Origin of the sequence: Flavihumibacter sp. UBA7668, assembly GCF_002483205.1 — a bacterium.
In the GTDB taxonomy this organism is placed as follows: domain Bacteria; phylum Bacteroidota; class Bacteroidia; order Chitinophagales; family Chitinophagaceae; genus Flavihumibacter.
On sequence record NZ_DLHM01000005.1, the window covers coordinates 98,090 to 118,095 of the forward strand.

Here is a 20,006-nt window from a genome sequence, read left to right on the forward strand (position 1 = left end):
TTCAAATAATGCATTTAGTACAACGGGGAACTGCTGTTGTTTTGCTCTTTGCAAAAGAAATTTGAGTAGGTGAAGAACTTTTCCCTTTCACTTTAATCACGGTTACATTGGCAGAGGCCTGCGGTTGGATCGGCTCTAAAATGACTCTGGCTGCAAGCCCCGAAAGCAGCACCAGAAAAGCCGCGAGTAAATAAAATAATTTCATACAATAGGTTTATTGCCGCAAAGTTAAGGCGGGGTTGCCCCCTCTCCAAGCTATTTGTTAATGAACTGTTGTTTTTGGTGTATGAATGGCTGATTTCATTCGTATTCATACTCGAAACGGATTTCAGGTTTGTGCTGTCCATTGATTTCAAGGTGTTGCTTACGGGCGGTAGGATACCCATCTGCGCCATATTCATAACTCATGTGAACGATCTGCCTAACAGATCCATCCGGCAGCAGGTCTTTTATTCTTGTTGGATTGTTTTTATGAAGTACCAGTCCCGGTAAGAATTGTCCCCAGGCTTCCCCGGGTATCGGGTTCCATTTATTATCATGCTCTTCAAAAAACATAGTTGATGTCAGTTCATATTGATTGCTGTCTTTTCTCTTATGCTGATTCACAATTTTTACCAGGTTGCCTTTTTGATTGTATTGGTATTGTGAACGAACATGACTGATTTCATCCGGATTTGTTATAGTTTCCACCAGTTCAGTCAACTGATTCTTTTCATTAAAACTATACTGATGCGTTGCATACTTTGTACCATTGGGATGATAGAATTCTGCTGCCGCCGGACGATTTCCTATATAGGTAAATAACTGCTTTCCTCCTCCTGCAGTTACTGATTCTTTTAGTTTCCCGTTTTCATATTGGTAGTTAATGGTGTAGGTTTTTACAACCGGTCCTTCGGGAGAAAAAATCCAGGTAGATTGATAGGTCGTTACCTGTTTTTGTTCATTGTATGTATACGTGAAGTGGTCGTTTGGTCCGGCTATTAATTTTTTTACGCGTTTGGAAATGACAGGTTCCGGATTGGGAATATCCTGATCATCGTCGTTTTTTCTGCAGCTGTTCAGGGTTATGGTAACTGCCAGCAACAGTAACAGGAACTTGGTGATTTTTTTCATATTGAATAGTTTAATTCAGGTGTATTGCTGACAAGATCATTTTTCAAAAACACATGCATTTTGGATAAACGGCAATTATTTCCACTTAACTGGCACCAATTGTGAAAGTTGAAATTTTCTACAGTTCGGGTGCAACGAATAGACTTCTTTGGTGTTCAAAGCTTATAACCTTAACCATTTTACCTATCCAAATGAACCTTATCATTCACCTGGCGGTGTCATCTCTTTTATTGGCGGGATGCAGTAAAGTGCATACCAGGCCATCGCCATCGCCGGAGCCAAAACCTGCCACCGGCATGGTACAGTTTAAAGTGTATGCAGACCCGGCTCTTCGTTTGTCTCGTCCGGCTACTGCCGATGCAGGTATCCGGTTGTCCATATTGCAAAGCAGTTTTACAACAATGCTGCCGGTTGCTGTTTGGGATACCCTGCTGCCACTTCAGCAATTATCGGGTTTTCCCGGACCCAAGGATCCCGTATTAATTAATAAAAATCTTGAACTGGAATCAGGTAAAAAACAATTGTTTTATCTGACTGCACATAAAATGTATCGCATCGGTCAGGAGATCCGGGTGGATGAAATTTCGAAAGGATTTTCCTCCGTGCAGGAGTTGGTTGTCCTTGATATTGGCCTTTGATCAGAGCAAAGTGCCAATGAACTTTTTTATAGCAATGCAAAAAAGTCTTTTCTGGAATTTTGCAAAATGAAAAAAACGCTGCTCCTTATTTTATTGGCTGGTTTAGGATTCAGTGCGTCATCTCAGGCAATCCGACTCGCCACCTATCAATACGATACGCTTACCCGGATAAGCAATCTTCAACCACTCGCCAATTACCTGGAAAAGAAGCTGGGAAAACAGGTGGAAGTCAAATCTTACCCTGATGTGCCTTCGTTTATTGCAGCAATCCAACAGAATAAGGTGGATTTGGGGTTCATCAATACATTTGGATATCTTCTTCTTACCAATTCAGCAACTGCCCATCCGATGCAGGCTGTTGCGGCCTGGGTTGTACCTAAGGAAACAACGGATATTTATAAATCATCGTTCATTGTAAGGAAGCATTCAGCCATTCAATGGGATCAGTTAAGCTCCCGGAGTTCATCTATCCGGCTCTGCCTGGTTGCAGCAGGATCTACTTCCGGTAACCTTGTACCCAGATTATTACTAACCAGTCTGAATCTGGATGATCCGGAAAAATCCTTTAAATCAGTATCCTATGCTGGTACACATCAGGCAGCTGTAGAACAGGTATTGCAGGGAAAGGCAGATCTGGCAGCGATGGGGCAGGATGCATTTTTATCAGTTATCAAATCCGACCCCAACAAAAAAGCTGAATTATCGGAGATCAGGATTTCCCCTGAAATTCCCCTGGGTCCTGCACTGCTAAATCAACAACTTTCCAGGGAAATCAACGACTTAATAGTTGCTGCACTGCTTGAATTACACACCAAATCACCGGAAGCGATGGAGAAAATCCGGCAGGGATGGACAGAAGCTCGGAAAGCCACCCATTTTGAACAGATTGCATCTAACCATTATGAGCCTTTTTTACAGCAGTTCGGGAAGCCTAATGCAGTGGCATCCATCCTCTTACGCTTTGCCAAATAGCGGATTAATGCTGATTTCGGCGTACCTTGAGGGTGAAATCTAAACATGAACTGTAGCGAGAGAATTTTACTTTATTTATACCTTCTTCTGTTTTTTCCACTTACCGGCATGGCCCAATCAGACCTGGCCGAGGCGAATGCATTGCTGGATGCAGAGCAGATTCAATATCGAAACTTTCTGAATCAATTCAAAGGCGAAGAAGGAATCCGTATCAGAATTAGGGAATTTGCCTATTACACAACAGATAGCTTGCAGGCAGCTTTTTCTGAACGAAAAGAAGAAAAACCAAAAGATCGCCTTAATAGCATCATCAGTCTGCGGTATTTTTTGCAAACACTCAGAGGAAGCCTGCAGCAAAACCAATATGATGTATACGATATTCCATATGCACTGGAGAAATTCCCGCAGATTGCCCATAAGATTGTAAATGGCGAATCTTTACAGCAAATCATGGCCGGATTTGGAGCCAGGAGAACCCAGCTGATGGCCGATGCCTTTCGGATTTATCCGGTTGGTAAACGACTACAACAGCTGGCAGATGTAAGGCGGGTTGCAACAAGCGTGGACAACCTGATACCTTTCCTGGAAAGAAGACCTGCTTTTCCTTATATGGATACCGCCCTGGTATATATAGCGGAAAGATCCCCGCTTACCATTATTCAGTATATCAATCAGCAATCCACGCCACTGGTAACGTATATAAAAAATTCAACCCATCCATTAATTCAGGAACTGGTAAGTATATCAGGTAACCGAAATGTTGGGGAACTTGCTCATTTTGCATCCGGTCTGCTCAATGGGAAATATACCGTAGATGAATTGCTCTTGTTAAGGAGTTCAAACGTAAATGGATATTATCAAAAGCTGGTAGATGCCATTCAGGAAATTCGCTGGAATCGCCAGCCGGGTACATCTATCGGGATGCAGCCGGCTTTACGAACAGCGTTGCATGAAAAAGCAATGGCATTTTATATCAAGCCGATCAATGATTTGCATGAAAATGGAAATGCAACCAGATTTGCAAGTATTCAACCGCTTCGTACAATTGATCTTTATTACCTGATTACGACCGGAGAAGACGAATTATATACCTCCAGTTTCCTCGGTATCTACAAACAAATGATGCAACAATTGCCTCCGGGAAGAGCTGATAGTCTGCTTGAATATGTTGCCTACGATCAGTTTAGAAAATTTATCCGAATCTGCTCTCACTATAATGTACTGGCGAATTTTTTGTCGAATATGCCGGAACCGGAACGAAAAACGCTGTTGTCTCGTTTTGTATCCGGCATTGAATCGGATATGGAAAACGGAATAGAGGAAGCCATGGATGTGGCCGATGCTTTTATCAGTTTATCGTCTGATTCACTGGCTAACAGTGTGGTTGCAGACCTGTTGGAAGAAAACCTGATACGATGCAGGTCCTCCGATAATTTTTACGGAATCCGGCTTTATACCATTCTTGAACAGATTTATGAAGTGGCCAATCATCCTGAATCGAGGCAGGAATTGTTTTCCCGCCTTGGTAATTATGAATTGCTTTCAGTTAAATCAATCATTGGTGTAGATAATGTCATTCATCAACTGGTTTTGTTTTATGGAGATGATGACGGAAAAGCCAGCTTTAACAGCTTTCTGCAATTGTTCAGGGATACGGCAGTTTGGGAGATCGCTAAAATGCCTAAATGGGTTGAAATTTGTTCGAAAAATGCCATTCAGGCAGTGCATATTTATGCCAATCTTCCCTTGGATCACACCTTTCGGGAGGATGAAAAAGCACAAAAGCAATTACTGGAATATCTCTCCAATCAGCAGATTAAACCTGGTGTTATTATTCACCGGGGACATAGTTACCATCTGCCTACGACACTGAGTTATTTGCAGTCCTATATGAAGCTGGCAATATTGGGTTCCTGCGGCGGTTACAAAAACCTGCTTACTGTTGCCGACAAAAGTCCTCAGGCACAGATTGTGGCAACCAAACAAATTGGTTCCAAACTCATCAATGATCCTATGATTCATGAGCTGAATACGCTTTTGTTACAGGAGCAGGATATATTCTGGCCCGATCTCTGGATAAAACTGGCTGATCAATTCAATAAATCCGAAGCAACAAAAAACCTGTTTTCTGAATATGTACCACCCTACAGAAACCTGAGTCTTTTCGTGATTCGCCTTTATAATGAGGATGCTGCAGTTTTATAATGCTTTTTTAAGTGCCTCTGTAACTGCCTTCGTATTTCCTACAAAAATTTCATTTCCAACTATTGCTACCGGGCGTTTGAGAAAAGTATATTCTTCCAAAATCAGCTGGCGGTAATCGGCTTCCTGCAAGGTTTTTTCATGTAAACCCATACTGCGGAATTTAAGCGCCCTTCTGCTGAACAACGCTTCATAACTGCCGGCAAGTTTTTTCATCTGGTCCAGTTGCTCCGGAGTAATGGCAACTGTTTTAATGTCCTGCAATTCCACCTTTTTTTTAACAGCATCAACTTCCTTTAATATTTTCTGACAGGTATCACAGGTGGCGAGATGGTAAATCTTTTTCATAATCATTCGGAAAGCAAAATAACAGCATTGGACTCAATTTTGTTGAATGAAGCAGCTTTTCTACCTTTCCCTAAATTCTGGAATATGAAAAGCTGGATCAGCCTGTTGATGCTATTTCTGGGAATGCAAGTTTTTGCTCAGCACCCTGATGAATTGGCCATACGTAAAGTATTATCGGATCAGCAGGATGCCTGGAACCAGGGCGATATAGATGCTTTTATGAAAGGCTATTGGAAATCAGATTCGCTTCTTTTTATTGGTGCGAAAGGAGTAACATACGGTTTTACCAATACCTATGAACGATACAAAAAAAATTATGATAGTCCCGAAAAAATGGGTCAGCTTAAATTTGATTTTCTCCATTTTTTACCGCTCTCAGCCAATACCTGGATGATTGTAGGAAAATGGCAGCTCACCCGACCTGTTGGAGATGTTGGCGGACATTATACACTGATCTTCAAAAAAATCAACGGGCAATGGCTGATTGTATCTGATCATACCAGCTGATCAGCCACCGGCACGTACGCGATTCTGTTCTTCACTGCTGCCTCCGGAGCGTTTTTTTGTTTCTCCCAATTGTTTTCCAAATCTCCAGCTGAAACTAATCGTTGCTACCCGGGTATCCCTGTTTTGATCAAACCGTTCACGAACATGCTGGTAGCGGATATCGCCCTTTATCTGCTGACTGAAAAAGATATCACGGACATTTAAACGGACTGTGCCTTTCCCTTTCAAAACCTGCTTGCCAATGCCAGCTGCAACCTGTCCAAATCCATAAATGACGAATTGTGCATCCCTGTTTTTTGCATTATAAAATCCGGATAATTCTGCCGACCAGCCATTCTTGAACTTAAACTGATTGTTGATGTTGCCATTTCCACTGGTGGTTTCGCTGTTGAAATCACTGTTCATCCCGGTTCCGGCCACTTTTCTATAGGTTCCGGTAATATTGATATTGGCAGACCACCAGCTGGTTGGATTAAATTGTGCTGTCAAGGTCAGGTTCAGGTTTTTCATATTAGCAAGATTGCCTTCCGTTAGTATCGTCACCCTGCCTTCTGTTTTGAACAATTGAGAGAAGTACTGTTTGGTATCGGCATATTCAAGAGAACTGGTTAACCATCCTTTATAGGTATGCGAAACCTGAAAATTCCAGGTAAACTGTGGTTGTATATAGGGATTTCCTACCTGATAGGTGTATTCATTGATAAAAAACAGAAAGGGGTTTAATTGCTGATAAGCCGGGCGGTCAATCCTTCTACCGGTTTGTATGGTAAGGGTATTGTTCGAATCCAGTTCATGTGTCAGATAGATGGTTGGAAATAAACTCGCATATTTTCTGCTGAAACTGGAATCGTTTTTTTCAGGATTTCCCAATTGTTGCCCCTTGTATTGGGTATGTTCAAATCGAAGTCCGCCCTGTGCCGACCATTTTCCGAATTTTTTATTACTGTTCAGGTAGGCTGCATAAATTGACTCTTCATATAGAAAATGATTCGTTTTCCCATAGTCCGGAATCCAGTTGTTGGCATTAGAATTAAAGTAGTTCGCCTGATTATTGGTTTTTACATGGCTGGTTTTAATTCCGGCTTCCATTTTCCAGTTGGTAAACAGCGTAGTGGTATAATCTGTTTTGCCGGTATAGATCCTGATCGTTGCAGGCAGATCTCCTTTCAGGTAGCCATCGCTAATCAGTGATTGATCAGCAAGTGTAATGGTATTGTGAAACAGTTGATTATTGCTCATGTCATAGTGCATATAATCCAGATCTGCTGTCAGTTCTGCATTTTTATTAATAGATTGTTTAAAGTTGAGGTTAACCATCCCATTGAGCCATTTGTTGGAATTTTTGCTGGTTGTTTGTACGGTGGAATCTACAATACGATCAGCATCCATCAGGTAACCTGTGCTAATACTGTTGTACTTTCTGGGAGAAATAAATCCTGAACTGGTAATTCCAATGGTGGTTCGTTTACTTAAGTAATAATCCATGCCCAGTTTAAGTGTATTGTTTTGTCCGTTCATTCGTAGAAATGTAGGCTGATCGAAATATCCGGTAAAGGACTGTCCGCTTGCATCCAGATAACTCCGTTTTATATAAAGACTGTTGAAGTTTTTATTTGCATTCTGACTGTAATTCAGAAAGAGATTAAATTTCTCCTTACGATAATTCAGGTTGAGACTGTTATTGGTTTTGTAGTATGCACCATGACCATAGGAAAGATTCAGACTTCCATTCCATCCCCGCTGTTTGTTCTTTTTTGTTTTGATATTGATTATTCCTGAGTTTCCTGCAGCATCGTATTTTGCAGGCGGATTGGTCATGATTTCAATCTGATCCAGTTGGTTGGCTGTCATGGTGTTTAACAGATTAACCAGATCCGGTCCTGTCAGATAACTCGGTTTTCCATCAATCATAACCAGTACACCCTGTCTTCCTTTTAAACTGATATTGCCATCACGGTCAACCGAAATACCGGGCGATTTTTCCAATACTTCCATTGCCGTTGCTCCTGCATTTGAAATGGCAGCATCCACATTCACGATGGTTCGATCGGGTTTCACTTCGATCATTCGTTTTGTAGCACTTATTGTTACTGCCTGTAATTCTGTATTGTTTTTGGAAAGAGATAATGGTCCAAGATCCAGAACGGTTTTGGTATTGGTCAGTTGAAATTCGGAAGAATAAAAATTGGCATACCCTACTGCCGAAACCTGTAATAAATAACTGCCAAAATCAAGCTGATCCATTTCAAATATGCCCTCCTTTCCTGCTACTGCTAATTTTACCACTGAGGAATCGCCGGCCTTTAACAATGATATGGTGGCGCCTTCAACTACCTGACCAAGAACCCTGCCTTTTTCCTGAGCAGTAATAGAAAGACAGCCAAAAATTAAAAAGAATAAACAGATTATTGAACTATACCTCATGTCAGCTGATTAAACCGTAAAAATTCTAAATGCCGGGGGATATAAAAATAGAATTGGGATAACGGGTCGAATAATCCTGCCAATGCACAAGCGGTGAAAATCGGGTATGAAAGGTGCCGCGCCTGGAAACCAAAAAAAACTGAAAGACAGTGTAATAATTTCACCTGATATGTTACTAATTCTATAACAGATGACATTAGTTTTGATCACCAACAGGTAACAATGAACGAAGAATTGTTTTTATCGGAGATAAAAGCAAACCAGGGTATTATTTTCAAGATAGTATCTCTGTATGCGGCAGACCCGGAAGAGAAAAAAGATCTCTACCAGGAAATACTGTTGCAGTGCTGGAAAGGACGGTCGCAATTCAGAGGAGAAGCAAAGTTTAGTACCTGGTTGTACCGGATCAGCCTCAATACAGTCTTAACCAGTAACCGAAAAAAAACGGTGGTTCTGTATCAGGATGAGCTGCCAGATACAGCTTCAGGTGCGCCCATTCAGTTTGAGCAGGAAGACTCCCGGGCATTGCGGGCAGCCATCAGGCAATTAACAGATGCCGACAGAGCCATTGTCTTATTGCACCTGGAAGGATATTCAAATTCAGAAATAGCAGAATGGATGGGGATTTCAGCAAATGGACTTGCTGTGAAATTATACCGGATCCGTCAGCGATTAGCCACCCTTTTAAATGTTCCTGATCATGAATGAACAACAAAAATGGCAGGATTGGAAACCCGAGGATGAAGACCTGAATCAGCTTCTTCAACCCGGTAAAATTCAACAATTTCAACAACATCATCCGCTGCTGAAATTAAGGAGAGGATTGCAGATGAATATGATTTCAGGCATAGTTATCCTTGTTTTTTACCTGGCAATTTTATGGTTTTTCCCTTACTGGCCCATTGTGTTCACAATGATTGTGACAATTTGTTTTACCTTATATATTTTGGGGACGGCATGGAAACTTTACCAGTCTATTCAATCAACTGTTTCTGCAACAAGACCGGTATTGCAGGAATTAAAGATACATTTTGAAGAAATAAGCAAATGGGGCAGAGTACAACAAAAATTGGGACTATTCGTATATCCTTTTGCTGCCGCAGGTGGTTATTTTTGTGGCGGAATACTGGGTTCCGGAAAAACATTTGAAGAGTTGATGCAGCGTCCAGTTTTTGTGTATGTTTTACCAATTACAGTACTTGTTCTGGTACCATTGGGCTATTTGCTGGCAAAATGGATGTTCAATAAAGCATTTGGTAAGCACCTGCGCTCACTGGAGGGGATTATTCAATCACTTGAAATGGACAATTAGTGGTACTTTAAAGCAAAACTACCTGTATGGATCAGCGTATAATTGAACTCTATGATGAATACACGCATCGTCCTTTAACTCGTGATCAGTTTCTTAAAAATTTAATCAGCCTGACCGGCAGTTTAGCTGCGGCCTATTCGATTCTTCCGTTACTGGAAGGGAATTATGCTTCTGCAGAAACAGTTGAAGAAAATGACCTTCATACCGAACGGGTAGAATATGAGACGAAATTTGGCAAAATGAAAGGATACCTGGCTAAACCAAAAACCGGTGAAAAGCTTCCTGCTGTGATGGTGATTCATGAAAACCGTGGCTTAAATGCTCATATCGAAGATGTTGCAAGGCGTGCAGCAAGTGCCGGTTTTCTGGCACTGGCACCGGATGGATTATCCTCACTTGGCGGAACTCCTGCAAATGAAGATGAAGCCCGTCAGCTCTTTCAGCAATTGGTTGCCGGGGAAAATACGGAACGGTTTGCTGCCGCTGTTCCTTATCTCCGGGAAAGGCCAGACTGCACCGGATCTGTTGGAGCGGTTGGGTTTTGCTGGGGTGGTGCCATGAGTAATCAGTTGGCAGTAAATGCACCAGATCTGAAAGCTGCCGTTGCATTTTATGGAAGGCAGCCTGCAGTAGCTGAAGCGGCTAAAATCAAAGCTGCAGTTCAACTTCATTATGCTGCATTGGATGAACGTGTTAATGCAGGTATGAAGGAATATGAACAGGCATTAAAAGACAATGGCATACGGTATGAACAATATGTTTATGAAGGTGTTCAACATGCTTTTCATAACGATACATCTGCTGCCCGTTATAATAAAGAAGCCGCCACTCTTTCCTGGTCAAGAACCCTGGCATTCTTTAATAAATACCTGCGTTCCTGAAGGCTAAGTGGCGGCTCCTGTATAAAACTTATCTATTGGTAATGGTTAGTTTTCGGGTAACCATCTGTCCATCCTGCTGAATCTGAAGCAGATAAACTCCCGGTGTTAAGCCACCTACCTGCATCTGCAGCAGATTGGTTCCATTTTGTACTGCCAGACGTTGTCCTTTTACCTGACGACCATTCAGATCAATGACCCTGATTTCTGCAGTTCCTGCTTTCTGAGATGGCCAGGTAATAGTAACCCGATCCTGAACCGGGTTGGGATAAATCCGGAAAATTGGTTGGATTTGCATTCCTGCTTCCATTTCACTGGCGATTAATGCACTGCTGTTATTGTCGTCATCTTCGTCGTCATCTTCGTCGTCATTTTCTTTTTTATAATTCAATTTCAGTGTATAACAACTATTAGCATCAAATGCACCTTTTTTTCCTGAAATGTAAATGGTGTATCGCTCTTTCTTTTTAGTTTCATCCAATACGATGGTTTCGTCAGTCTGGCCGTCTTTTGTGCTGCTTTCGATCAGTTTTCCTCTGGAATCATAGAGGTAAACATCGTAATCGGCAGGCAGGTTGGTCAACTCCAGTTTAAGTCCCTTTTTATTGTTTTTTGCATGGAAATAAAAACGGTCGTTATCCAATGGACTTGATATGAGGGCTTTGATTTTAGACTTCATTTTCAGCTGAGTGCCGAGCAAACTTAAACGCTCATATTGATCCTTACAAACGGCTGAAGTCGAACCTTCCAGCGGACCGATAGGCAGGTTGTAAAAGTATAAAAGTCCAATACCCCGATTATTGATAAGCATAGGGGCTGAATTATTATCGTGTGCGATAAAACTCAATCCGGTAGGGTTGTTGTTGGTGCCCGGATTCCGGCTAAAGTCAATGATCACTTTATTATCATTGATAACAACGGAAGTAATGGTAAAGCTGCCACCTTCCAGCCTGAACTCACTGGTCAGGTCTCCCAGTGCTTCATAGGAACTTGCTGCATCCTGGAGTGTTAGTGTAAGCTGATCGGCCACCAGGTTTTCTACCGAAGAGAAGGCTGCTTTCTGAGGAGCAGGCGCGTAAATAGAAGTAGGTAAATTTTTTACTCCATAGACATCTTTTTTTACAAGTTCAGTAATCCAATCGCCAAATGAACCATAGCCATTGGGAAAATTAAAGTGACAATAATTAATAATTCCACCATCAAATAATTGAATAGAGGCACCGGTAGACATGATGGAAATATCTTTCCGTTCTTCATCCAGCTGGCGTTGTGCTTCCTGAATTTCCAATGCTCCATTTACAGAAGCCATTCCGCAACCAAAGCGAATTTGAAATAAATAGATTTGCTTTATACCGGGGAAATCCTGCTTCCAGTCAGAATAAAGTTGAAGAAAGGATTGCTTGTATTGCTCTGTAGTCAATTGGGTACTACTCAATGCCCCTAGAACATCGGATTCTCCCTGATACCAAAGAATCGCCTGTATGTTTTTTTCAAAACCAGCTTCTTTGATTCGGCTTAATAATCTTCCATAATTCGTGCTTATCGATTCAGGACTTCCATCGTTTCGTTGAAAAAACTGAAGAGGCTGTCCGGGATCTGCACCATTAAAGATGGCCACCGGAATTTTCATGGAGCCTGCCAGGTTGGAGCCCATGCGCATACCCCACTGTCCGGTATTACCGTTGTTTTCGAACCAAACGTTACCATCACCGATAAACCATTCTTTCGAATAACTAAAAGAACTGCTGCCACTACCATATACACGAACAAACTCTCGGTTGGGTGCATTGGCGGCCGAATTGGCATCATTATCCGGGGTCCAGTTTCCACGCAGGTTAGCTACTGCATTGGATTGACCCTGAATTATAAAGGCATCACCCGCAACCACCTGATCGGCTGATTGCAGCAGAGTCTGCGATAAACCCTTTACTCCATATAATTCAAAGCGATAATTTGCCAGCTCTGCTTTGATTTCTTCCGTTAGTTTGAAACTGGCTTTGTTGTTTCGGAAGAATAACAAAATTGGTAGCTGATACATCAATTGATTATTCCGGTACTTCTTGAGCAATAACATGGTGTAACCACTGCTTTTCTCAATAGTACCGGCAATCGGGATCGCCGCTTTGTTGGTCTTCTGGTTTCTTGGATAGAGTTGTCTGTTTTGCGGATATTGGCTGATTTGCGCAAATGTAGAATGCGCCACGATGGCAAATAGCACATAGAGTGCTGTCCTCCGCCATTGGCGTAGGAAGGCCGGACTGCTGAATTTCATGATTCCTAAGGTTTACTGGTTAACAACCGTCAATTTACGGTTTATTATCATTTGTGCATGTTTAATTTTTAACACATAATTACCTTGAGGAAGTCTGGTTAAAGGCATACGGTATTGTACTGCACCGGCTGGCAAGTTCTCTTGTCGTACCTGCCAGATCCGACCTGCCATATCTACCAGACTGAATTCAGCTTTTGCTGCTGTAGTTGCCTGATATTCAATCGTGATATAGGTACTGGCTGGGTTCGGGTACAGGTGAATGCCGGTAATTTGCATAGCCGGGATATCCATCACTTCCTGGGCTGTTCCGATTTCACGTTGGTTATTAGATGCCCCATAAGCTGGCGAGCCTGATGCAAGCGGACTTGAAAAAGCTTCCGCCCTTATCTGATAACATACGGAAGGAACAATGTCCCCGGATTTACTGATGACTTTAATTCTATAATTGGTGTTAGCCGGACCGTCATTGTAATTGATTACTTCAGCGCTTGTTCCACTATTGGTGGACCTGGCCAATTCCACACCGTTTACATCATAGAGATAGATATCATAGTCTGCTGCAAGATTCCAGAGGCTAAGCTTGAAATAAGGGAAAGACCAGGTTCTGAAACTAAACCAGTCTTCATCCGTACTACTTGCAATGGATGCGGATTGGTTTGTATTATGCGCAAGGGTTTTGGATGCTCCGATCTGATTATTTGGTTCATAGATGTCCGGACAAGGGGTGCCGCCTGGTTCAGGTTCTGGATCTGGTTCTGGTGTTGGATCCGGATCCTCAGAACTTGGTGTAACAGAAGGTGGAGGAGTTGGATTAGCAAGCGGACTTGAAAACGCCTCCAATAGTAGCGAATAACAACGCGTTGGATCATTTGCGCCATTTTTACCTACTACTCTAAGTCTGTAACTTGCATCCGCCAAACCGTCATTGTAAATAATGGCTTCTTCACCTGTACCACTATTTGTAACAGAGCGAATAAGTTCTCCAGTTGTGGAATAGAGATACATATCATAATCTGCCGGTAGATTCGTCAGACGTACTCTGAAATATCGGAAACTCCAGATTCGAATATTGAACCAGTCTTCATCTGTATTGCTTTCTATGGAACCCTGAATGCTGGTATTGTGTGGTAATGTTTTTCCTGTACTGATGCTGTTATTGGGTTCATAGTTATCCGGACAAACAGTTCCGCCTGGCGGAGGAGGCGGTGGAGGAGGGGGATTTGATCCGCCTGTAATCGGGAAGAAAGCAAAATGAACCAATCCCAATCCCTGACTATTGGTGATGATAGGGGAGGCATCTCCCTGGTGACTTCTGTAAGTGACGGAGCTTGGATTATTGGAAGTGCCTGAATTTCTTGAAAAATTTATATAAATAGTTGCACCATTCAGGCTCACAGAGTTAATTGAATAACTTCCCCCGTCCAATCGGAAATCATTGCTGATATCCCCGAACAGATTAAAATTAGTCTGCTGATCTTTTAAGGTGATGGCAACCTGCGTGGCAGCGCCTGAACTGTTATATGCGGTAAAGGAAGCTGATTGAGGTTCTGGCGACTCGATGGCTGCAGGAAGGCTGGCTCCATATAAATCACGCCGAATAATTGGTGAGAGCCAATCGCCTATGTTTCGATAACCATTTACAAAATTATAGTGACAAAAATTCAAGCCGTTATTTTCGAAAAGCTGACTGGTATTTGAACTGGAAATGGTTAAAACTTCAGTTGACTCCTTGTCCAATTGACGTTGTGCTTCCTGCACCAGAACGGTATTGTCAGGTGAATTGATTCCGCAGCCATGACGGATTTGAACAATATAGAAGCGATTTAATCCCGGGTAATCTGATTTCCAATCGTTGTATAAATTGGTAAACCCATTTTTATATTGTTGTATACTTAACTGGGTACTGCTCAACAGGCCCTGGTTATCAGATTCCCCCTGATACCAGATTAATGCACGGATATTATTTTGTAATCCTGCTTCTTCAATTCTTCGCAACAGTCTTCCATAATTGGTAGAACCTGATCGGGGGCTGCCATCGTTGCGTTGAAAATAACTTAATGGCTCGCCAGGCATGGCACCATTAAAAAGCGCAACTGGAATATTGGTTGACCCAACAAGATTAGAGCCCAGTCGCATACCCCATTGACCGGTTTGTCCATCTACATCATACCAAACATTTCCGCGCCCAATAAACCATGCCTTCGTATAGTTCATGCTCAGGTTTCCTCCACCATATACCCTTACAAAATTTCGATTGGGGGAGTTGCTGGGATCATCTGCATTATTGGCGGTATTGGAAGATCCTCTGAGATTTGCAACAGCATTGGATTGTCCCTGAATAATATAGGCATCTCCAGCAACCACATTATTTACGGTTCGTAAATGAGTTTCAGACCAGCTTGATGCGCCATAAAGAGAGAACCGATAATTGTTTCTTTCTGCCGGAATTTGTATGTCAAATGAATAATTGGCTGTCCCATTCCAATAACTAAGATTAAAGGTATAGGTGCTGATCCAGTTGCCATCTCTATAAACATATAATCTCATTCGCCGGTAGTTTGAGTTCTGAGAGGCCATTCCGGCAATGCGAACGGTTGCCCGGTTCGTACTGAGGTTACGTGGATACAACTGATTGTCCAGGGGGAAGGTATTTATCTGTGCTGCCAGCTCAGTAACAGATATAATACTGCATAGCAAAAATGTCAGGAAAGTTGACATAACTTGCCAGGGGCGATGATGGGGTTTCATGCCTAAATAATTTCTACGGTTAAGAATGAGTTTAGAAAGCCGCGCTAAAAATCGGAGATAACAAAAGCATTAATAAGGTAGGATTGCAGGCTGGTCAAATCGAGTAGTGGTATAAAGTTAATTTATTTTGAATACATGCTAATGTTATTTATAAATTTTTGTGTATAGAAACGAGTGAAAATAAAAATCAAGTGTTTTTACGTTTGAAATTCGTGTAATCAATACCCTGTTTAGGGTATTTTTTTCATCGGCTAACCATACCTGTTAATTGATATAAAAAAAAGGAGGCGGATAACCCGCCTCCTTTTCAGAGTTATTCAGATTGAATACTTATTTTCTTTCCAGCAGTTTGTAGAACTGATCCAGTTGAGGAAGAATAACGATACGGGTACGGCGATTGGCAGCTTTACCGGCAGCAGTTGCGTTATCAGCTACTGGCTTGTATTCTCCACGTCCGGCAGCAGCCATTTTAGCCGGATCAAGTCCATGTTTTTTCTGAAGAACCTTCACAACACTGGTTGCACGCATTACGCTGAGGTCCCAGTTGTCTTTAATGATTCCGATATTGCCACGAACTTCATTGTTATCGGTATGACCTTCAACCATGAATTCAATATCAGGCTGGTTTTTAAGAACCATGGCAACTTTACCCAGAACTTCTTCTGCTCTTGGTGTTATCGCATAACTGCCACTTTTGAATAACAGTTTGTCTGAGATATCTACATAAACTACACCTTTATCAACTTTGATATTGATGTCCTCATCTTCAAGGTTACCAATAGCACCTTTCAGATTCATCACCAGTGCCATGTTCAGCGAATCTTTTTTCGCCATTTGCGTTTGAAGATCCTGAATGTATGCATCTTTCAAACCCAGGTTATCCATAGATTTTTTGATACTTTCTGCCTGAGCTGAAGAAATTACTGAAAGATCCTGCAGTTGTTTTAAAGCAGTCGTGTTGTTTTCTTTTAAAAACTCCATTTGCTTGTTCAGATTGGCAACTTCTGATTCTAATCCCGCCCTTTTACGTGCTTCTTCCGCTTTAGCGTCTTCACAGCCTTTCAGATCGTTTTGCAATTGATTGTGCTTATCACTCAATTCTGCATAACGCGCCTGTTCAGCTTTGAATTTTTTGGAGCTTACACAGGAGATCATTGAAATTGATGTGAAAGCTACAAGGACTAAGTAAGAAACTTTCATTTGGTTATAGTTTTTAGTTAAAATTTCGCATAAATGTACGCCTAACTATCAAGTTTTGTGCCTCAAATCGGGGACTTTTAACAACACTTGAAAGTATTCAATGGAATAATAATGTGTATTTAATTCCCTTCCTTCTTTAAGTCATGCATTCCCAATTCGGGGTGTCGCCCTTTTACCGGTGCAAAAAAGTCAATAATCCGATGTAAATCTTCAGATGGTTCTTCACCCGGGTAAAAGGGGGTTGACAGTTTCAGTGTCTTAGTAGAAAAATCCATGCCAGCCATCACAATCGGAACATTTGCCTGCCTGGCAATATGCCAGAATCCCGTTTTCAGCCGGTCAACTTTTTTTCGGGTACCCTCGGGAGATAGTGCCAGTACAAAATTTTCCCTAAGCGCAAATTCCTGTACAACCTGTTCTACCAGATTATTTTTGCTGAATCGATCAACCGGAACTCCTCCTGTAGCTTCAAAAAACCAGCCGAATGGCCCATCAAATAATTCTTTTTTACCAAGATAATGAGCATATGGAATGGGTATAACTGAGCGGGCAGCCATCCCGGTAACAACATCCCAGGCACTGGTATGCGGACCAACAATAATGATTGCCCTGGTTAATTCCGGAGGCCATATTCCATCCAGTTTCCAGTTTGTAAGTTTCCACCAGCATTTCCAGAAATAGTTTGCCAGCATATGTATTGTTTTCTGCCAGATCAGTCAAAGAATAGATAAAAAGAAAGAGACCGTCTGCATAGACGGCCTCGGAACTATGATGAGTTTACTTATTATAGTACAAGAACGCCTTTTGCTACAAACTGAACCTCTTTTTTTGGGGCTTTAATTTTTTCAATTTCTTCAGAAGATTTGCCTGCATCTTTAGCATAATGTTTCTGTTGCTTCACAGACACTTCTTTAACGATGGCCTCACCATCCAATATTACCTCTTTTCCCTGTATGTCTTTAGGCATGAAAAACCCATAATCCTTGAATTTTACCATCAGGGTTTCACCGTTTTCCTTTTCAAGTTTCATCCAGCAGCCTTTTTCCTGGCATACTTCAACTACTTTTCCGGTGATTTTTCCTGCATAGGTAGATCCGGTCATTTTAGCTGACAATTCAGTAGCGGGAATGGCTCCATCAGCACTGGTACCAGCACCATAAATAACGCCCTTTGCTGCCGGAGCAGGCGATTGTGCCGAAGCAGTAAAACCCAGTGCCAGAAGTCCGATTGCTAATGTTAGGATTCTCATGTTAAAATAGATTTGTGGACAAAGATACAATTCAGCAGGTTTCCCCACAGGTTGAATAAAAAGCCTTATGTGAAAAAAACGATAAAAGGTCAAGCGTGATTTAACGGTAAAATTTTTAGTGTAATCTTGCTAAAATAATTAGTGTTGGTATTTAAATCTGTATATCTTTGCCATGTAAAATTTTTTGACCAGTACTAAAAACACCAGCTTTATGTCAAATGCAGAAAAATTAAAGGCGCTTAAGCTGACCATGGATAAAATCGATAAAGATTTCGGAAAAGGGTCGGTAATGATGATGAATGAGCGGTCAACTGAGCCTCAGGAAGTAGTTTCAACCGGTTCACTCGGGCTCGATGTAGCTCTGGGAATTGGCGGTTTCCCAAGGGGGCGGATTATTGAAATATATGGTCCGGAATCTTCCGGTAAAACAACCGTTGCAATTCACGCAATAGCAGAAGCACAGAAAAAGGGCGGTATGTGCGCAATTATAGATGCAGAACATGCATTTGACAGCAGCTATGCAAAAAAATTGGGAGTAGACGTAGATAATTTGCTGATTTCTCAACCCGACTACGGTGAACAGGCGCTGGAAATCGCTGATCGCCTGATTCTTTCCGGAGCATTGGATGTGGTTGTTATCGACTCTGTTGCAGCCCTCGTACCAAAAGGAGAATTGGAAGGTGAAATGGGGGATAGTAAAATGGGGCTTCAGGCTCGTTTAATGAGCCAGGCATTGAGAAAACTAACTGCCACTATCAATAAAACCAATACCATCTGTATTTTCATCAATCAGTTAAGGGAGAAAATTGGCGTTATGTTTGGCAATCCGGAAACCACAACAGGGGGAAATGCCTTGAAATTCTATGCATCCGTACGATTGGATATTCGCAGGATGAGCCAGATTAAAGATGGGGATGAGGCTGTTGGTAACCGGGTTAAAGTGAAAGTTGTAAAAAATAAAGTAGCGCCGCCATTCCGTGCCGCAGAATTTGATATCATTTTCGGAGAAGGGATTTCCAAAGTGGGCGAAATTATTGATATGGGGGTAGATCTTGGAATTGTTCAAAAAAGCGGTAGCTGGTTTAGTTATAATACAGACAAACTGGGCCAGGGTCGTGATTCAGTAAAACAACTACTAAGAGATAATCCTGAATTACAGGCTGAAATTGAGAAGAAAATCAGAGAAAAAATAGTTGAAATGCAGGCAGGTTAAGCTTAAAATTACCTACAGACAGGCCGGCTTCGATTAATTGAAGCCGGCTTTTTTGTTCATGACTTATGATTCCCTATTTTGCAGCAATGACGGTCATGAAGCGTAGCCTTAGTTTTTACCTGTTATTCTTACTGCATTGTCCCGCTTTTTCCCAAACCAATAGTCTGAACGGTAGTGCCGGACAATCTGGTGAGATGCAGGATGACAGCAGTACTGCCGGGTATTACCGAATAAATAGAACCTACCTTAAAAGTTTTCTTACTGATTTTCCCAAGGTTGCAACCGCTCCTTTACGGTACTCAAAAAAAAACTGGAAAACCGTTGGACTGGTTGTTGCCGGAACCGGAGTTTTACTAGTAGCTGATCGTGGAATTAAACAATTTGTTCAAAGAAACCATTCAGGGTTTTTAGATAAATCCGCTGATATAATTGAACCATTCGGGAATAAGTATCCACCCTATATTATGGGTGTGATGTACCTGGCAGGTGTAATTACTAAAGACCGGAAAATGGAGCATGTGTCGCTGGTAACTGCGAAGTCATTGGTTTTTTCAACCCTGTTTTATGTAGGATCCAAACAGTTGGTAAGGCGCCGTCGCCCCTCCTTTACAGATGATCCCTTTGAAATAAATAGTATGTTTCAGGGTGGCCGGGAGTGGACTTCTTTTCCATCCGGACATGCCAATACGGTGTTTACCGTAGCTACCGCCATATCCTTGCAGTATCGACATAAAAAATGGGTGCCGCCGCTGGCCTATAGTATTGCTGGCTTAACCGGACTGTCCAGAATTTATCATAACCGCCATTGGGCAAGTGATGTTTTGATTGGCGCTGCCATGGGTCATTTTATCACAAAAACAGTACATAAAGTGGAAGAAGCAAAGCTGCGTAAACAGACGGTAAGGACTTTGAATTTTTGATTGGGAAAAG

General features: G+C 41.9%; 18 protein-coding genes. 9 read left to right on the plus strand and 9 right to left on the minus strand.

The window, feature by feature from the left end:
• Position 1: 1 nt before the first annotated feature.
• Both B2746_RS12465 and B2746_RS12470 read right to left on the minus strand, forming a co-directional pair.
• On the minus strand, positions 2-205 hold the full coding sequence (locus tag B2746_RS12465; RefSeq protein ID WP_290794308.1) for a hypothetical protein: 204 nt from the start codon (positions 203-205) through the stop codon (positions 2-4).
• Positions 206-300: 95 nt separating this feature from the next.
• The gene (locus tag B2746_RS12470; RefSeq protein WP_290794310.1) at positions 301-1,113 is read right to left on the minus strand and encodes a hypothetical protein; all 813 of its coding nucleotides are present in this window, start codon (positions 1,111-1,113) and stop codon (positions 301-303) included.
• A gap of 191 nt (positions 1,114-1,304) precedes the next feature.
• Between B2746_RS12470 and B2746_RS12475 the strand changes: the two genes are divergently transcribed.
• The 3 genes from B2746_RS12475 (at position 1,305) to B2746_RS12485 (ending at position 4,928) form a co-directional block, all read left to right on the plus strand.
• Positions 1,305-1,751 (plus strand): hypothetical protein, encoded by a 447-nt coding sequence (locus B2746_RS12475; protein ID WP_290794313.1) that lies wholly within the window; start codon positions 1,305-1,307, stop codon positions 1,749-1,751.
• Positions 1,752-1,817: 66 nt separating this feature from the next.
• Positions 1,818-2,723, plus strand: a complete 906-nt coding sequence (locus B2746_RS12480; RefSeq protein ID WP_290794316.1) for a phosphate/phosphite/phosphonate ABC transporter substrate-binding protein — start codon at positions 1,818-1,820, stop codon at positions 2,721-2,723.
• Positions 2,724-2,768: 45 nt separating this feature from the next.
• Complete coding sequence (locus B2746_RS12485) at positions 2,769-4,928, plus strand: hypothetical protein (protein WP_290794319.1); 2,160 nt, start codon at positions 2,769-2,771, stop codon at positions 4,926-4,928.
• On the opposite strand, the gene B2746_RS12490 is transcribed toward B2746_RS12485, so the two are convergent.
• Positions 4,923-5,273, minus strand: a complete 351-nt coding sequence (locus B2746_RS12490) for an arsenate reductase family protein (RefSeq protein WP_290794322.1) — start codon at positions 5,271-5,273, stop codon at positions 4,923-4,925. The two genes, B2746_RS12485 and B2746_RS12490, sit on opposite strands and share 6 nt — an antisense overlap.
• A gap of 84 nt (positions 5,274-5,357) precedes the next feature.
• Between B2746_RS12490 and B2746_RS12495 the strand changes: the two genes are divergently transcribed.
• On the plus strand, positions 5,358-5,780 hold the full coding sequence (locus B2746_RS12495) for a YybH family protein (RefSeq protein ID WP_290794325.1): 423 nt from the start codon (positions 5,358-5,360) through the stop codon (positions 5,778-5,780).
• Here the strand turns inward: B2746_RS12495 and B2746_RS12500 are convergent, their stop codons facing one another.
• Entirely contained in the window at positions 5,781-8,204 is a 2,424-nt protein-coding gene (locus B2746_RS12500) for a TonB-dependent receptor (protein ID WP_290794328.1), read from the minus strand.
• Between the two features lie 222 nt (positions 8,205-8,426).
• On the opposite strand from B2746_RS12500, the gene B2746_RS12505 reads away from it, so the two are divergent.
• From B2746_RS12505 to B2746_RS12515, 3 genes are read left to right on the plus strand one after another with little or no spacing between them, the layout of a single operon-like run.
• Complete coding sequence (locus B2746_RS12505; protein WP_290794331.1) at positions 8,427-8,912, plus strand: RNA polymerase sigma factor; 486 nt, start codon at positions 8,427-8,429, stop codon at positions 8,910-8,912.
• Entirely contained in the window at positions 8,905-9,516 is a 612-nt protein-coding gene (locus B2746_RS12510; protein WP_290794334.1) for a hypothetical protein, read from the plus strand. The genes B2746_RS12505 and B2746_RS12510 overlap by 8 nt, the downstream gene beginning before the upstream one ends.
• Before the next feature lie 26 nt (positions 9,517-9,542).
• On the plus strand, positions 9,543-10,397 hold the full coding sequence (locus tag B2746_RS12515) for a dienelactone hydrolase family protein (protein WP_290794337.1): 855 nt from the start codon (positions 9,543-9,545) through the stop codon (positions 10,395-10,397).
• Positions 10,398-10,425: 28 nt separating this feature from the next.
• Here B2746_RS12515 and B2746_RS12520 read toward each other — a convergent pair whose 3' ends face one another.
• The 5 genes from B2746_RS12520 to B2746_RS12540 all read right to left on the minus strand — a co-directional run bounded on the left by B2746_RS12520 (position 10,426) and on the right by B2746_RS12540 (position 17,863).
• Positions 10,426-12,666, minus strand: a complete 2,241-nt coding sequence (locus B2746_RS12520; protein WP_290794339.1) for a T9SS type A sorting domain-containing protein — start codon at positions 12,664-12,666, stop codon at positions 10,426-10,428.
• A gap of 12 nt (positions 12,667-12,678) precedes the next feature.
• Positions 12,679-15,414 (minus strand): sialate O-acetylesterase, encoded by a 2,736-nt coding sequence (locus B2746_RS12525; protein WP_290794342.1) that lies wholly within the window; start codon positions 15,412-15,414, stop codon positions 12,679-12,681.
• 330 nt (positions 15,415-15,744) lie between these two features.
• Entirely contained in the window at positions 15,745-16,614 is an 870-nt protein-coding gene (locus tag B2746_RS12530; protein WP_290794344.1) for an OmpA/MotB family protein, read from the minus strand.
• Between the two features lie 119 nt (positions 16,615-16,733).
• Entirely contained in the window at positions 16,734-17,306 is a 573-nt protein-coding gene (locus tag B2746_RS12535; RefSeq protein ID WP_290794347.1) for a 1-acyl-sn-glycerol-3-phosphate acyltransferase, read from the minus strand.
• A gap of 92 nt (positions 17,307-17,398) precedes the next feature.
• The gene (locus tag B2746_RS12540) at positions 17,399-17,863 is read right to left on the minus strand and encodes a DUF4920 domain-containing protein (RefSeq protein ID WP_290794351.1); all 465 of its coding nucleotides are present in this window, start codon (positions 17,861-17,863) and stop codon (positions 17,399-17,401) included.
• A 211-nt stretch (positions 17,864-18,074) separates the two neighbouring features.
• On the opposite strand from B2746_RS12540, the gene recA reads away from it, so the two are divergent.
• Together recA and B2746_RS12550 are read left to right on the plus strand one after the other, a co-directional pair.
• Positions 18,075-19,076 (plus strand): recombinase RecA, encoded by a 1,002-nt coding sequence (gene recA, locus B2746_RS12545; protein WP_290794353.1) that lies wholly within the window; start codon positions 18,075-18,077, stop codon positions 19,074-19,076.
• Positions 19,077-19,171: 95 nt separating this feature from the next.
• A complete protein-coding gene (locus B2746_RS12550) occupies positions 19,172-19,996 on the plus strand; it encodes a phosphatase PAP2 family protein (RefSeq protein WP_290794356.1) in 825 nt (274 codons plus the stop codon).
• Positions 19,997-20,006 lie beyond the last annotated feature (10 nt).